12 protein-coding genes and 1 pseudogene are annotated in these 14,811 nt (G+C 73.2%); 4 read left to right on the forward strand and 9 right to left on the reverse strand.

The features are described 5' to 3' along the window. The first annotated feature begins 307 nt into the window (after window positions 1-307). Genes PV410_RS26015 through PV410_RS26030 form a run of 4 tightly spaced genes read left to right on the forward strand, consistent with a single transcriptional unit; the run spans window position 308 to window position 4,133 of the window. On the forward strand, window positions 308-601 hold the full coding sequence (locus PV410_RS26015) for an Rv0250c family protein (RefSeq protein WP_499513748.1): 294 nt from the start codon (window positions 308-310) through the stop codon (window positions 599-601). A 9-nt stretch (window positions 602-610) separates the two neighbouring features. Next, entirely contained in the window at window positions 611-1,456 is an 846-nt protein-coding gene (gene sdhC, locus PV410_RS26020; protein ID WP_500328029.1) for a succinate dehydrogenase subunit SdhC, read from the forward strand. Next, window positions 1,456-3,369, forward strand: coding sequence for a fumarate reductase/succinate dehydrogenase flavoprotein subunit (locus PV410_RS26025; protein ID WP_500328030.1), 1,914 nt, complete (start codon window positions 1,456-1,458; stop codon window positions 3,367-3,369). The genes sdhC and PV410_RS26025 overlap by 1 nt, the downstream gene beginning before the upstream one ends. After that, a complete protein-coding gene (locus PV410_RS26030; protein ID WP_500328032.1) occupies window positions 3,366-4,133 on the forward strand; it encodes a succinate dehydrogenase/fumarate reductase iron-sulfur subunit in 768 nt (255 codons plus the stop codon). Before PV410_RS26025 ends, PV410_RS26030 begins: the two co-directional genes overlap by 4 nt. 34 nt (window positions 4,134-4,167) lie before the next feature. On the opposite strand, the gene PV410_RS26035 is transcribed toward PV410_RS26030, so the two are convergent. The 9 genes and pseudogenes from PV410_RS26035 to PV410_RS26075 form a co-directional block, all read right to left on the reverse strand. Next, window positions 4,168-6,786, reverse strand: coding sequence for a SpoIIE family protein phosphatase (locus PV410_RS26035; protein ID WP_500328033.1), 2,619 nt, complete (start codon window positions 6,784-6,786; stop codon window positions 4,168-4,170). Between the two features lie 145 nt (window positions 6,787-6,931). Continuing rightward, on the reverse strand, window positions 6,932-9,553 hold the full coding sequence (locus PV410_RS26040; protein WP_500328034.1) for a SpoIIE family protein phosphatase: 2,622 nt from the start codon (window positions 9,551-9,553) through the stop codon (window positions 6,932-6,934). A 140-nt stretch (window positions 9,554-9,693) separates the two neighbouring features. Further along, window positions 9,694-10,110 carry a (deoxy)nucleoside triphosphate pyrophosphohydrolase gene (locus tag PV410_RS26045; protein WP_499513742.1) on the reverse strand — a complete coding sequence of 139 codons (417 nt, stop codon included), beginning with the start codon at window positions 10,108-10,110 and terminating at the stop codon, window positions 9,694-9,696. 50 nt (window positions 10,111-10,160) lie between these two features. Continuing rightward, window positions 10,161-10,328 (reverse strand): SPOR domain-containing protein, encoded by a 168-nt coding sequence (locus PV410_RS26050; RefSeq protein ID WP_326572633.1) that lies wholly within the window; start codon window positions 10,326-10,328, stop codon window positions 10,161-10,163. Continuing rightward, a complete protein-coding gene (locus PV410_RS26055; RefSeq protein ID WP_500328035.1) occupies window positions 10,325-10,762 on the reverse strand; it encodes an RpiB/LacA/LacB family sugar-phosphate isomerase in 438 nt (145 codons plus the stop codon). The genes PV410_RS26050 and PV410_RS26055 overlap by 4 nt, the downstream gene beginning before the upstream one ends. 253 nt (window positions 10,763-11,015) lie before the next feature. Continuing rightward, complete coding sequence (locus PV410_RS26060; protein ID WP_500328037.1) at window positions 11,016-11,771, reverse strand: GntR family transcriptional regulator; 756 nt, start codon at window positions 11,769-11,771, stop codon at window positions 11,016-11,018. A gap of 90 nt (window positions 11,772-11,861) precedes the next feature. Further along, the gene (locus PV410_RS26065; RefSeq protein ID WP_500328038.1) at window positions 11,862-13,148 is read right to left on the reverse strand and encodes a M14 family zinc carboxypeptidase; all 1,287 of its coding nucleotides are present in this window, start codon (window positions 13,146-13,148) and stop codon (window positions 11,862-11,864) included. Window positions 13,149-13,310: 162 nt separating this feature from the next. Continuing rightward, window positions 13,311-14,276: an LAETG motif-containing sortase-dependent surface protein gene (locus tag PV410_RS26070; protein ID WP_500328040.1), complete on the reverse strand. Its 966-nt coding sequence runs from the start codon at window positions 14,274-14,276 to the stop codon at window positions 13,311-13,313. Window positions 14,277-14,428: 152 nt separating this feature from the next. After that, window positions 14,429-14,811: pseudogene (locus tag PV410_RS26075) on the reverse strand (carboxymuconolactone decarboxylase family protein); the annotation flags it as partial.

The raw sequence follows: 14,811 nt of genomic DNA on the forward strand, positions 1-14,811 counted from the left end.
TTGCCGCTTATCGCACCTACTGAAAGCCATTCCGCGACCGCGGACGCCGTCGACACGTCGCGTGCCCCCGCCTCCCACCCGCCCGGCGCAACGCCTGCGCGGGCCCCGGCCCCGTGCGCCGGACACCACCCCCGCACGGGTGCGCGGCCTTCGGGGGAATCACGCGCCACGGCGCGTTCGCACCGGGCGCGCGCCACCCGTAGGTGGGACAATCCCTGCAGATCTCTTCCCAAGCGCGACTGTGACGCGCGACACTCGCTTGGCGTTAGCGTCGTGCACCCGCAACGTGGCGGAGGTGAGGACAGCCATGTCCCTGCAGGACGAACTTGCATCGGTACAACGCCGGCTGGATGAACTGGGCCGGGCCGTGTCCAAGCTGGAGCAGCACGTCGGCGACAGCCTGGACATGAGGCGTGTCCGTGCCGACACCAAGCACCTCAGCGACGACCTCGCGCTGCTGCGCGACAGCGTCGGCACCACCCCGGCCGGGCAGAAGGCGCGGCAGGAGATGGTGACGATCCCGGATACGCCGTACGACCCCAGTCTCTGGTCCGGCGCGGAAGACGAAGGGCTGGGGGCGCCGGACCGCCGAGCGCCCTAGGAGTAGTCCTTGGCCACCGACACACAACCGCCCGCTCCACCGACACCACCCGCTCCACCCGCGCGCCACGGCGTCCTTTCCGCCGGGCGCGCGGCCATTCCGGCACGACACCTGCGCACCGACCGCTGGTGGCTGCAGCCGCTGCTCACCGCGCTCGGCCTGGGCGCCTTCGTCGTCTACTCGACGTGGCGGGCCTTCGCGAACGCGCACTACTACGCCGAGCCGTACGTCTCGCCGTTCTACTCGCCCTGCCTGGGCTCGAACTGCGTGGACATGCCGCTCGGCGCACGCTGGCCGCTGTTCGGCGACTGGTGGGGGCTGTCCCCCGCCCTGCTGGTGCTGATCTTCCCGCTGGGCTTCCGGCTGACCTGCTACTACTACCGCAAGGCGTACTACCGCGGCTTCTGGGCCTCGCCACCCGCCTGCGCGGTGGCCGAGCCGCACGAGAAGTACACCGGTGAGACGCGGTTCCCGCTGGTCCTGCAGAACATCCACCGGTACTTCTTCTACTTCGCCATCCCGGTCGCCGGGATCCTGACCTACGACGTCGTGCTCGCCTTCCGGGACGAGCACGGGGCGTGGGGCCACATGGGCCTCGGCACCCTGGTGCTGCTGGTGAACATCGCCCTGATCTGGGCGTACACCTTCTCGTGCCACTCCTGCCGGCACATCGTCGGCGGCCGGCTGCGGCACTTCTCCCGGCATCCGGTGCGCTACCGCATGTGGACCTGGGTGGGGAAGCTCAACTCCCGCCACATGCTGCTGGCCTGGCTGTCGCTGGTGAGCGTGGCGCTCGCCGATCTCTATGTCTACCTGGTCGCCAGTGGGGCGTTCGACGATCCGAGGTTCTTCTGATGGCACAAGTCGAACGGCACGCGTACGACGTCGTCGTGGTCGGCGCGGGCGGGGCGGGGCTGCGCGCCGCCATCGAAGCGCGCGAGCAGGGCATGCGCACCGCCGTGATCTGCAAGTCGCTCTTCGGCAAGGCGCACACGGTGATGGCCGAGGGCGGCATCGCCGCGAGCATGGCCAACGTCAATCCGCACGACAACTGGCAGGTCCACTTTCGCGACACCATGCGCGGCGGGAAGTTCCTCAACCAGTGGCGGATGGCGGAACTGCACGCCCGCGAGGCGCCGGACCGGGTGTGGGAGCTGGAGACCTGGGGGGCGCTCTTCGACCGCACGAAGGACGGGAAGATCTCCCAGCGCAACTTCGGCGGTCACGAGTACCCGCGCCTGGCGCACGTCGGCGACCGTACGGGCCTGGAGCTGATCCGCACCCTCCAGCAGAAGATCGTCTCGCTGCAGCAGGAGGACTACCGGGAGCACGGGGACTACGAGGCCCGGCTGAAGGTCTTCCAGGAGTGCACGGTCACCCGGGTGCTCAAGGACGGCGACCGCGTCTCCGGGATCTTCGGCTACGTCCGCGAGTCGGGGCGCTTCTTCGTCGTCGAGGCGCCGGCCGTGGTGCTGGCGACCGGCGGCATCGGCAAGTCCTTCAAGGTGACGTCGAACTCCTGGGAGTACACCGGCGACGGGCACGCACTGGCGCTGCTGGCCGGGGCACCGCTGATCAACATGGAGTTCGTGCAGTTCCACCCGACGGGGATGGTCTGGCCGCCGTCGGTGAAGGGCATCCTCGTCACCGAGTCGGTGCGCGGCGACGGCGGGGTGCTGCGGAACTCCGAGGGCAAGCGGTTCATGTTCGACTACGTCCCGGACGTCTTCAAGGAGAAGTACGCCCAGAGCGAGGACGAGGGCGACCGCTGGTACGAGGACCCGGACAACAACCGCCGGCCCCCGGAACTGCTCCCCCGCGACGAGGTGGCCCGCGCCATCAACTCCGAGGTCAAGGCCGGCCGTGGTTCCCCGCACGGCGGGGTCTTCCTGGACGTGTCGACCCGGCTGCCGGCCGAGGTCATCCGGCGCAAACTGCCCTCGATGCACCACCAGTTCAAGGAGCTTGCGGACGTCGACATCACCGCCGAGGCCATGGAGGTCGGCCCCACCTGCCACTACGTGATGGGCGGCGTGGACGTCGACCCGGACTCGGCTGCGGCGACCGGGGTGCCCGGGCTGTTCGCGGCCGGCGAGGTGGCCGGCGGCATGCACGGCTCCAACCGGCTGGGCGGCAACTCGCTCTCGGACCTGCTGGTCTTCGGGCGCCGGGCGGGCCTGCACGCGGCGCAGTACGCGGCCGGGACCGGCGGCACGCGTCCGGCCGTCGCGGAGTGGCAGGTCGACGCCGCCGCGGCGGAGGCGCTGCGGCCGTTCAGCGCGGAGGCCGGGGCCGTGCCGGACGAAGTCCCGGAGAACCCGTACACGCTCCACCAGGAACTGCAGCAGACCATGAACGACCTGGTCGGCATCATCCGCCGGCAGGGCGAGATGGAGGAGGCGCTGACCCGGCTGGACGCGCTGCGGGTACGGGCCCGGCGGGCCGGCGTCGAGGGGCACCGGCAGTTCAACCCGGGCTGGCACCTCGCCATCGACCTGCGGAACATGCTGCTGGTCAGCGAGTGCGTGGCCCGGGCGGCGCTGGAGCGCACGGAGTCCCGGGGCGGCCACACCCGCGACGACCACCCGGAGATGGACCGCCGCTGGCGCAAGCTCAACCTGGTCTGCGAACTGGCCGAGCCGGCGGACGCGTTCGGCGAGGTGTCGGTCACGCGGCGCGAGATGGACCCGATCCGGCCCGACCTGCTCGCGCTCTTCGAGAAGGACGAGTTGCTGAAGTACCTGACGGACGAGGAGCTGGACCGGTGAGCACGTACACGGCGCACTTCAGGGTCTGGCGTGGCGACGCGGACGGCGGCGGGCTGCAGGACTACCAGGTCGAGGTCCACGACGGCGAGGTGGTCCTCGACATCATCCACCGGCTGCAGGCGACCCAGGCGGGCGACCTGGCGGTGCGGTGGAACTGCAAGGCCGGAAAGTGCGGCTCGTGCAGTGCGGAGGTCAACGGCAGGCCGCGGCTGATGTGCATGACCCGCATGTCGGTGTTCGGCCGGGACGAGACCATCACGGTCACGCCGATGCGGACCTTCCCCGTGGTGCGGGACCTGGTGACGGACGTGTCCTTCAACTACGAGAAGGCGCGGGAGGTGCCGTCCTTCGTCCCGCCCGAGGGCGTGGCGCCGGGCGAGTACCGGATGCTCCAGGAGGACGTGGAGCGCTCGCAGGAGTTCCGCAAGTGCATCGAGTGCTTCCTGTGCCAGGACACCTGCCACGTGGTCCGTGACCACGAGGAGAACAAGAAGGCGTTCGCCGGTCCGCGCTTCCTGATGCGGGTGGCGGAGCTGGACATGCACCCGCTGGACGCGGCGGAGGAGCAGGGCCTGGACCGCAAACGGTCCGCCCAGGACGAGCACGGGCTCGGCTACTGCAACATCACCAAGTGCTGCACCGAGGTCTGCCCCGAGCACATCAAGATCACCGACAACGCGCTCATCCCCCTCAAGGAGCGCGCGGTGGACCGCAAGTACGACCCGCTGGTCTGGCTCGGCAACAGGATCCGGCGCAGGAGCTGACCCCTGCGGTACTCCCCCGCGGTGGAGGCGCTGCTCAGAAGAGGCTGAGCAGCGCCTCTATCGTGTCCTCGCCGGTGCTGCCCTCGCCGTCCGAGGGCAGGTCCAGCTCGAACCAGACGGTCTTGCCCCGGTGGGTGCGCCGGGAACCCCAGCGGGTGCTGAGCAGGGAGACCAGCTGCAGTCCGCGGCCGCCCTCGTCGGTGGCCCGGGCGCGTCGGCGGCGCGGCTGGGCGAGCGCGTCGTCCCAGACCTCGCACACCAGGGTGCGGTCGCGCAGCAGGCGCAGCCGGATGTCGCCCTGGCCGTGCCGCAGGGCGTTGGTGACCAGTTCGCTGACGAGCAGTTCGGTGGTGTCGACCAGCGCGGCCAGGCCCCAGGCGACCAGGCAGTCGCGGGCGAGCTCGCGTGCGCGGGCCACCGAACGGGGGTTGGGCTCCAGCGTCCAGTCCCCCACGGAGTCCTCGGGCAGGCCGTGGACGCGCGCCATGAGCAGGGCGATGTCGTCCTCGCCGTGGGCGGTGTCGAGCCGGGCGAGTATGTGGTCGCAGACGTCCTCCAGCGGGCGCTGGGGTTCGTCGAGCGCGGCACGGAAGGCGCGCAGGCCCTCGTCGAGCGGGTGGTTGCGGGACTCGACGAGACCGTCGGTGTACAGGGCCAGGAGGGCGCCGTCCGGCAGGTCGACCTCGACCTCCTCGAAGGGCTCGCCGCCGACGCCCAGCGGCATGCCGGTGGGCACCTCCAGCATCATGGCCTGCTCGCCGGGTTCGACCAGGACCGGCGGCAGGTGGCCGGCGTTGGCGATGGTGACCCGCCGGGTGATGGCGTCGTAGACGGCGTAGACGCAGGTGGCGAGGTAGACCTCGGACAGGTCCGAGCCGTCGGCCTCCTTGCCGCGCCGGTTGCTGCGGCCGTCGCCGCTGCCCCCGAGGCCGCGGGCGACCTCGTCGAGGGCGGAGAGCACGTCGGCGGGCTCGATGTCCAGGAGCGCCAGGGTGCGTACGGCGGTGCGCAGCTCGCCCATGGCGACGGCGGCGCGCAGTCCGCGGCCCATGACGTCGCCCACGACGAGCGCGGTGCGGTGGCCGGGGAGCTCGATGACGTCGAACCAGTCGCCGCCGACCTCGGTCTCCATGTTGCCGGGCAGGTAGCGGCAGGCGATGTCGAGCCCGGCGGCCTCGGGGTTGCCGGGCGGGAGGAGGCTGCGCTGCAGGATGAGGGCGCGTTCGTGCTCGCGCCGGTAGAGCCGGGCGTTGTCGATGAAGACGGCGGCGCGGGCGGCGAGTTCCTCGGCGAGCATCCGGTCGCGCTCGGAGAACGGTTCGCTGCCCTTGGCGCGGGCGAACTGGACCAGGCCCAGGACGGTGTCGCGGGCGACGACGGGCACGGCGAGGGTGGACTGCACCAGGCCCCCGCCGAGTTCGCCGAGCTCCACCTCCGGATCGCCGCCGTCGGCGCCTATGACCTGGGTCTGGGCGGTGCGCAGGGCGCCCGCCCAGGGGGAGTTGAAGGGGTAGCGGTGGACGGCGCCCACGGAGACCGGGCCGCCCGTGTGGCCGCCGTCCAGGGGGGCGACGGGCGCGTCGGAGACGGCGCTTGCGAAGGCGACCCGGCGGACCTCGCCGCTGCCGTCCGCGGTGCCGACCGGGCCCTCCTCGCCGACCAGGAGCGCCTGGTAGAGGTCGACGGAGGCCAGGTCGCAGAAGTGCGGCACGGCGACGTCGAGCAGTTCGCGGGCGGTGGTCTCCAGGTCCAGGGAGCTGCCGATGCGCCGGCTGGCCTCGTTGAGCAGGGCCAGGTTGCGCCGGGTGTGCGCGGCCTCCCGCTCGGCGCGCTGGCGTCCCGTGACGTCCTGGGCGAGGCCGGCGACGCCGATGGGGCGGCCGCTGCCGCTGTGCAGCCGGTACAGCGAGATCGCCCAGCGCCTGCGGTTGTTGGCGCCGGACCCCGAGGAGACGGTGCCGACGATCGTCATGTCGAGCACCGGGTCGCCGCTGTCGAGCACCTGCTTGAGCGCGGCGGTGAGCCGGTCCGCCTCGACGCGGGAGAGGAAGTCGTGCGGGGTGCGGCCCCGGTGGTCGCCGGGGCTGCGGCCGAAGACGGTGGCGAAGCGCTGGTTGACGCGGAGCAGCTTGAGGTTGGTGTCGAAGAGGATGAAGCCCATCGGCGACTGGCCGAACACCGCCTGCGAGGAGGCGAGATCGGTCTCGATCTGACGCAGGACGCGGACGTCCACGGCGATGCAGAGCGCCCCGCGCCCGCCGGTCTCGCTCCGCGAGGGCATGACGTAGACCTCGGCCAGGCCCTCCTGGCCGGCTTTGTCGCGGTACGGCACGGTGCCGATCCACTCGCGCCCGTCGAGGATCTCCGCGATGCGCTCGTGCGCCCGGGTACGCCGGTCCTCGGGGACGAAGGCGGTGATCGGGTCCTGGCCCAGCGCCTCGGAGGCGGGTACGCCGAAGAACTCCTCGGCGCGCTCGCTCCACTGCTCGATCCGCCCGTCGGGGCCGAGGGAGAACGAGGCCACCCGGATGTAGTCGTAGAGGGAGCCGGGCGGACTGGACTGCCAGGCGCTCTGTGTCACGGCCTCAGGGTTCCGGGGCCCAACAACCCCCGACGGCTCATCGTTCACGCCCGACCCCTCCAGCTCACACATACGGACCGGCTGGTGCCGAGTATTCAGCATTACCCCCGTTCCGCACATGCACTTGTCGATCACAGCATCATCTCGAGGCGTACGAATTCCGCCGACGCCCCACTTCAACTACCCTGCTCCGGCCCGCCGAACCGTGCGTGACCGGTCATCCGCGCGGGCCGCCCGGGGCGGTCACCGGGGCGGGGAGGGCGAGCTCGAACCAGACCGTCTTCCCCAGCGGCCCGTGCCGCGTGCCCCAGCGACGGGAGGTGCGGGCGACCAGTTGCAGCCCGCGGCCGCCCTCGTCCTCCTCGCCCGCGGCGCGCCGGCGGGGCGGGTCGGGCAGCGGATCGGAGACCTCGACCAGCAGCGAGGTGCCGCGCACCATGCGCACGCCGATGGGTCCGCGGGCGTACCGCAGGGAGTTGGTGACGAGTTCGCTGACGAGCAGCACGGTGACGTCGGTGAGGTCGCGCAGCCCCCAGTCCCGGAGGGTCTCCCGTACCTGGCGCCGGGCACGGCGGACGGCGCTCGGCTCGGCCGCGAACGTCCAGTGGGCGGTGCTGCCCTCCGGGAGGCCGCCGAGGCGGGCCATGAGCAGGGCCACGTCGTCGGGTTCACGGCCGTGGGCGAGGGTGGCCAGCAGGTCGTCGCAGGCCTCCTCCAGGGAGCGCAGCGGACGGCGGGCGAGCACCGACCGGAGCCGGTCCATGCCGATCCCGATGTCCTCGCCGCGCGCCTCGACCAGGCCGTCGGTGTAGAGCACGAGGACGGAGGAGTCGGGCACGTCGAGCTCGACCGACTCGAAGTCCACGCCGCCGACGCCCAGCGGCACCCCGGCCGGGGAGTCCAGCAGCCGGGCCCGGCCGCCCCCGTGGGCGCCGGGCTCCACCAGGACCGGCGGCGGGTGCCCGGCGCGGGCCACGACGAGCCGCCGGGTGGAGGGGTCGTAGACGGCGTAGACACAGGTCGCGGTCCAGCCCTCGGCGGTGCCCGCGGCCAGGTCGTCGCCGAGGTCGTCGACGCGGCGCAGCAGTTCCTCCGGCGCCATCTCCAGGGCGGCAAGGGTCCGTACGGCGGTGCGCAGCCGGCCCATCGTGGCGGCGGCGCGCAGCCCGTGGCCGATGACGTCCCCGACCACGAGGGCGACCCGGCCGCCGGCGAGCGGGATGACGTCGAACCAGTCCCCGCCCGCCGCCGCCCCGGTGCTGCCGGGGACGTAGCGGAAGGCGAGGTCGACGCCGGGCGGCTCGGGCACGCTCTGCGGCAGCAGGCTGCGCTGCAGCATCAGGGCGCCCTCGCGTTCGCGGATGTAGAGGCGGGCGTTGTCCAGGGCGGCGGCGGAGCGGTCGCACAGTTCCATGGCGAGGGCGACGTCGTCGGCGTCGAAGGGTTCGCGCCCGCCGGCGCGGCTGACGACCAGCAGCCCGAGGACGATGCCGCGGGCCCGCAGCGGGGCGACCATCAGCGAGTGGATGCCGAGGTCCAGGGCGGCCTGCACCTTGGGGTCGCCCGGGAAGGTGGCGACGGTGTCGCGCAGTTCGTCCGCGCTGCGCACCAGGGCGGGCCGCGCACTGTGCAGCACGGAGCCGAAGACGGACGCCCGGTCGACCTGGATGACCTTGCCGATGCCGATCATCCGGTCGACCAGGGGGCCCTCCTTGGCCGCCCCGATGCCGAGCTGGCGCATCTCGGTGCGCTCCCCGTACGGGGCGCCGGGCAGCTCCCCGCCGTCCGGCACGGCCGCGTGCAGGATCACCCCGCTGTAGTCGCTGAACCGCGGCACGACGGTCCTGGCCAGTTCCTCGGCGATCCGCCGTACGTCCAGCAGGTCCGCCAGGCGTGAGCCGACGTCGTTGAGCAGCGCCAGCCGGCGCCGGGCCCGCTCGATCTTCTCGGCGCTCTGCTGGCGCTCCGTCACGTCCATCACGGTGCAGCTGATGCCCAGCACCCGGCCCGCCCGGTCCTCCAGCCGGTGGTACGACACCGAGCGCCACCCCCCGGCCGGGCCCGGCACCACGACGTCGATGACCGCGCGCCCGGTGGCCAGCACGTGCCGCTGGAGGGTGGCGAGCTCGTCGGCGGCCTCGGCGGCCACGATCTCCTCGACGCGGTGCCCGAGGGTGTCCTGGGCGGGGACGCCGTTCATCCGCGCGAGGGCCTCGTTGACACGGACGTAGCGCAGCTCGGTGTCGAAGATCGCGACGCCGAGGGGCGAGGAGCCGAAGAGCGAGTCCAGTGCCGCCAGGTCGTGCTCCATGCTGCGGATCCGGCTGGTCTCGGCGATCGACACCAGGACGAAGGGCCGGCCGTCGCCGTCCACGAGGAGCGAGGCGCGCGCCTCGACCTGCACCTGGTGGCCGTCGCGGTGCCGGACGGAGAGGATGCCCTCCCAGCGGCCGGTGCGCAGCAGCTCGGCGAGGATGCGTTCGGCGGGACCGGGGCGGGGCACGGAGGCCGTCCGGCGGGCGGCGGGCGGTGTCCTCCACGGCCGGCCGTCCTCGCCGGGGCCGATCAGGGCGGAGACCCGGCGGCCCACGATGTGCTCGCCCGCCCAGCCGAGCATCTCCTCCGCGAGCGGGCTCCAGAGCAGGACGCGGCCGGAGGTGTCGAGCATGACCACGGCCAGCCGCAGTGTGTCCAGGAGCCTCCCCGAAGCGGTGGGCCCGCCCGGCGCCGGTCCCGCGGGTCCGGGCTGGAGACCGGCGTGGGCACGTCCGTGCCCGGCCGGGGACTCGGGGGGTCCCGGGTCCTCGCCCTTGCCTGTGCCGTCCTCGCTCCCGCTCACGTGTGGGGACCCCAGACCATTGCAGGGCCACCGGCTCAGGGCCGGCCGACCGTCGGCGGATCAATCCCCCCATACCCGATATTCCGCGCCGCATATCCGTCCTGGCGCGCCGTGGGGCGGTCCCGGGGAAGCCGGGTCGGTCAGCCCGGGGTCGGCCCCTGGACGGCCCGGGCCGCCGCCCAGGCGGCCGCGGGACGGTCCTGGTCGAGCCAGTCGACCTCGTCGAGACGGTCGGGCGTGAGCCAGCGCAGCTCGTCGTGGTCCTCCAGCGGCCGGGGCTCCCCGGACAGGATGCGGGCCGTCCACACCTGCAGGACGTAGCCGCGACCCAGTGGCCATTCGCCGGGGACCCGCTCCAGCGCCTCGGCCTCCACGCCCAGTTCCTCGCGCAGCTCACGGGTCAGCGCCTGCGGCGCCGTCTCCCCGGGTTCGAGCTTGCCGCCGGGCAGTTCCCACCGCCCCGCCAGCTCCGGCGGCGCACTGCGCCGCGCCGCGAGCAGCCTGCCCCGGTCGAGCACGGCCGCGCCGACCACCACCGTCACGTCGTGCGTCGTCATGGGCGGCACCCTATCCGTGGCGGCTGTCCGCGGCGGCCGTCGGTGGACGGCTACGACGCGCGGCGGTCGATCCGCTCGATGAGGTACAGCTGCTTGTGGCCGCGCGCGTCCAGGGTGTCGGCGACATGTTCGGCCTCCTGCCGGGTGGCGTAGCGGCCGACCCGGTATCGGTTGCCGTTGTCGTCCTGACGTATGACGACCCAGACCAGCTCGCTCATCGGATGTCCTCCAGGTGCGCCACGTTGGCCCGGTCGTCGTCCTCGCCGCTCGGGACGCCGGCGAACCAGGCGTCGAGGATCTCCTTGAGCAGGGGCTCGCTGGTCAGACGCAGGCTCAGGGCGAGGGCGTTGGCGTCGTTCCACTTGCGGGCGCCGTCCGCGGAGTAGGCGTCGACGCACAGGGCGGCACGGACGCCGGACACCTTGTTGGCGGCGATGGCGGCCCCCGTGCCCGTCCAGCAGCACACGACGGCCTGGTCCGCGCGGCCCTCCGCGAGGTCCCGGGCGGCGCTCTCCGCGCTCCACGCCCAGTCCTTGCGGTCGCCGGCGCGCAGGGCGCCGTAGGCGATCACGGTGTGGCCGCGGCGGCGCAGTTCGTCGACGACCAGCCGCGCAACGGGCTCGTCCATGTCCGAGGAAACGGCGATGCGCATATGCCGGAGCCTACGCCCGAACGTGACGCGCCGGACACGTTCGGGCAGTATTCGACTCGATCGGGCCATGTTCGATTGGGAGTTGACTCAGAAGGGGCTCTTGTCCGCGCCTCGCGCGCATCGGCGCGCGCCCCGGAGCCGCCCTGCACACCCCGCGCACCGCCGGCGCCCCGCGCCCACGCGGCCCACCAGCGGATTTGCGGACACCGGCGCGGAAGCGGCGCTGCCCGCCTCGCCCGGCGCCCGGGCGGCGTCACTTCACCGGCATCCGGTACGACACCCGGTAGCGGTCGGCCGGGATGACGATGTCCGCGGTCTCGACGGGGAGCCCGGAGGCGTAGTACGTCCGGTGGATCTCGATGACCACGTGACCGGGCACCCCGCCCAGCACCGCGGTCTCCTCGGCGAGTCCTGGCCGGGCGCCGACGTCCTCGGCCACGTTGTCGACCACGACGTCGAGCGCGGCCATGCGATCCACCACGCCCTGACCGGCCAACGGGCCCTCCTCCGGTAGCAGGACGGGCGAGCGGCCGGTCACCGACAGCGGCTCCCAGGAGGTGGCCATCATCATCGGCTCGCCCTCCGTCCGGTAGAGGTAGCGCGTGCGCATCACGCGGTCGCCCGGCTTGATGCCGAGCCGCTCCGCGACGCGCGCGTTCGCCGCCTCCTGGAAGCTGTTCGACTCCCAGGTGCCCTTGAAGCCCTCGTCGGCCTGCTCCTGCCGGAACGGCGTCGCCTGGCCGCTGCCCGGCCGGTAGCCGGTGCGCACGACCAGCCGCGGGTCGGGGCGTTCGCGCACGTACGTGCCCGAGCCGGACCGGCCCTCGACGAAGCCCTCGGCCATCAGCACCTTGCGGGCCTCCAGGGCGACGGTGTCCGACACCCCGTACTCCGCCCTGATGCGGGCCTGCGAGGGCAGGCGGGTGTGCGGAGGGAGGCTGCCGTCGAGGATCTTGCGGCGGAGATCCTCGGCGACGCGCAGGTACGCGGGCTGCTCACCGAAAGGCACGTGCCCCTCCCTCGGGTTGACTGTGTGCAACAGCTTGACAACTCAGGGTTGCCACCCGCAAGCCTTCCGCAAGGCTTTACCCGTGTCGCGTCACCCGGGCAGCAGATCGAAGGCCGCGAGCACCACCCGTGCGTGCTGCTCCGCCTGCTGGCGCACCGGGATCCAGCGGGCCCGGTGGGCGGTCTCGTACGCCTCGCACCAGTCCGCCACCAGCCCCTCCAGCAGTTCACGCACGGCCACCAGCGGGGTCGGCCCGTGGTCCACGGTACGGACCACCCGCAGCAGCATCGCGGCGGCGCGCAGCGGCAGTCGCTGCGCGTAGATCTCGACGCTGCTGACCCGCGCCCGGGTCATCGCGGGCAGCGGCGGCGCGGCCGCGGTGCGCAGGGCCGGGTCCCAGTCCGCGGCCAGCGCCGGGCCGACCGCGACGATCTCCCGCGCCGCGCGCAGCAACGGCCCGCCGTCCCCGGGCAGGTGCGGGCCCACCTCCCCGATGAGCCCGCCGACCAGCAGGCTCGCGCGGCGCAGCGCCTCCCCCGCCGTGCGCAGCGCGCCGTCGGCACCCGGGTGCGGCGAGGTGTCGGCGGCGCGGTCGCACGCCCACATGGGCACCTCGACGATCGCGGTGACCCCGCCGTACCGGTGGGCGTACGTCCAGGTCGAGTTGGAGGCGTCCTCGCGCGGGCCGCCGGGCGGCGGCAGCACGTACACCCCCGGGCCGGGGCTCGGCCAGTGGAAGGCGTCGGAGGAACCGGCCTCCAGGGGGATGTCGAACTCGGCGGCGGACTTGGCGATCCGCTCCGCGAGCCGTGGGATCTCCCGGGTCACCTGGATGAAGGTGCCGCCCACGTCGATGCCGTGCAGTGAGCACTGCAGCACCGGCCGCAGCTCGTCGATGACCCCGATCAGCGCGCGGGTCTCGGGCAGTGCGCCGTCCAGCGTGCCGTCGTCCGGCAGCCACTCGGGCTGCTCGGCGGCGCGCGGGCGGAAGAAGTGCCGGTAGTGGCCGAGCATGGTGAACCGGGCGTCGGGGACGGCCTCGTTGAGCCGGGCGCCGTCCGGGTCCGCGCAGAGCAGGAAGTGCCAGGCGGCGTCGGCCCCGTCCCGCAGCACGGGGTCGGCGGTGACCCGCCGGGCCAGCAGCAGCACGGTGGCACCGCCGACCATCTCGTTGGCGTGCGGGCCGGCCACGACCAGGACGTTGCGCGATCCGTGCCCGACCGAGAGCAGCAGCAGCGGCTCCCCGGCCCGGGAGAGGCCCACCGTCCGCAGCCGGCAGACGTCGGGCCGGCGGAGCGCCAGGGCCCTGGCCTCCGCGGCGACCTCGTCCACGGTCGGGTAGCGCTCGCCGACAGCGGTCTCCCCCGGAGATGTCATGCAGCCCCCCGCATCGGTCCCTACGGTCAGGTTCGGATTGTTCCAATCCGTACGGAGCCGGGGCTAGAGCGCGTCGGGCGGCTGTCGGACCCGACACGGCGAAGGGGTACGGCTGCTGACGCAGCCGTACCCCTTCTCCGCCCGGCGGGTGCCGGTGCGCGGTCAGTGCCGGCCGGCGGCCTGACGGCGACGGGTCGCGAGGACCACACCGCCACCGGCGGCCAGCAGCACGGCCGCGGCGGCCGAGATCATGCCCACGTTGCTGCTGCCGGTCTCGGCGAGGTCACCCGAGCCGCCGTTGGGGGACTCGGAGGTCGCGGCCTCGACGGACTCGGACGCCGAGGCGGACGCCGACGCCGACTCCGAGGCCGGGGCGGTGGCCGAGGGGGTCTCGGTCGCGGCGGGGGTGGTCTCCTCGCCGCCGGCCGGGGTGGTCTCGCCACCGGCGGGGGTGGTCTCGCCGCCCGAGGGGGTGGTCGGGGTCGAGGTGGCGGGGGTGGACGGGACGGTCTGCGTGGTGCAGTCCTTCGTGCCGCCGTTCCACCAGGCGATCTTCTTGTCGCCGATGACCGCGTGGTCCGGGCCCTCGGGCAGGTCGCCGTGCTCGTAGCCGTCGTTGGCGTCCAGGACGCCGTCGTACTTCTTGTTGCCGTAGTACAGGTCGATCTGCGCGAAGCAGGTGACGTCCGGCACGGCCACGTCGAGGGTGTCGGTGCCGGTGGTGATCTTCACGGTGTCCCAGTCGTGGAACACCTGCTTGCCGGAGGTCTGGAAGGTGGCGCCGTGGGTGCGGTAGGAGGCGAGGGACACGGTGCAGGACGAGGAGCCGTCCGCGACCCGGACCTTGACGTGGACCTTGCCGTCCTCGCCGGGCTTGAGGTTGACGTCGTCGACCTTGACCGACGGGTACCAGGCCGTGCCGTCGAGCGAGAACTCGCAGCGGTCGGTGGAGGTCTTGGTGCCGCCGCCCTGGCCGGGCTTGTAGCCGTGGTGGCCACCGCGGTCCCAGCCCTTGCCGCCCGGGCAGTCGCCGGCCCAGGCGGAGGTGGCACCCACGGCGGTGAGGGCGACGGCCGCGGCGCTCACGCCCAGCAGCCGTCCGACGGTGACACGTCGCGATATGGACATGCAGAACCCAATCTTGGCGTTGCGTGGCCCGGCGGGCGCGGCTGACGGCAGCTCTCCCCGTACGTGAGCAGGCCGAGGCGTCACCGGGCGAGTGGTCGAAGTGCACACGGGGCTCATCGGCCCCAGTGGCACCACGCATCGTCGTGGCTCTGTCAATGGGCTGTCAACCTGGGGCGACGCAAAGGCTCGTGGACCGAGGTCTCGATCCGGTGCACCGCGGTCATCGCGCCGAAGGCCAGCACCCTCACCAGATCGGCGTCGTAGGGGTCGGGATCGGCGATCCGCCAGGCCTCGGCGTCCGCCTCGGTGATCCGGTACGGGGCGAGTGCGGCGAGCAGCGCCAGCCGTGCGCCGGGCCGTTCGGCGGCGGGTACGGCGGCGAGCGGAGCTGCGGTCCAGTCGCCGCCGAGCGGCGGATGCGCGCCGTCCCAGGCGTCGACCGCGGCCACCACCGCCTCCCGGGCCGCGTCGCCGAGCCGCTGCCCGCCCACGGCGGCGGCCCGCCGCAGCGCGGCGAAGGCGGTGCCCACCGGGG

Source organism: Streptomyces sp. PA03-5A (genome assembly GCF_033792725.1).
GTDB lineage: Bacteria > Actinomycetota > Actinomycetes > Streptomycetales > Streptomycetaceae > Actinacidiphila.

What these genes read in the sequence shown, in the direction of transcription:
- PV410_RS26015 (WP_499513748.1), top strand. Translation starts at nt 308, where the DNA reads ATGTCCCTGCAGGACGAACTTGCATCGGTACAACGCCGGCTGGATGAA.
- PV410_RS26025 (WP_500328030.1), top strand. Translation starts at nt 1,456, where the DNA reads ATGGCACAAGTCGAACGGCACGCGTACGACGTCGTCGTGGTCGGCGCG.
- PV410_RS26035 (WP_500328033.1), bottom strand. Translation starts at nt 6,786, where the DNA reads ATGTGTGAGCTGGAGGGGTCGGGCGTGAACGATGAGCCGTCGGGGGTT.
- PV410_RS26045 (WP_499513742.1), bottom strand. Translation starts at nt 10,110, where the DNA reads ATGACGACGCACGACGTGACGGTGGTGGTCGGCGCGGCCGTGCTCGAC.
- PV410_RS26050 (WP_326572633.1), bottom strand. Translation starts at nt 10,328, where the DNA reads ATGAGCGAGCTGGTCTGGGTCGTCATACGTCAGGACGACAACGGCAAC.
- PV410_RS26055 (WP_500328035.1), bottom strand. Translation starts at nt 10,762, where the DNA reads ATGCGCATCGCCGTTTCCTCGGACATGGACGAGCCCGTTGCGCGGCTG.
- PV410_RS26065 (WP_500328038.1), bottom strand. Translation starts at nt 13,148, where the DNA reads ATGACATCTCCGGGGGAGACCGCTGTCGGCGAGCGCTACCCGACCGTG.
- PV410_RS26070 (WP_500328040.1), bottom strand. Translation starts at nt 14,276, where the DNA reads ATGTCCATATCGCGACGTGTCACCGTCGGACGGCTGCTGGGCGTGAGC.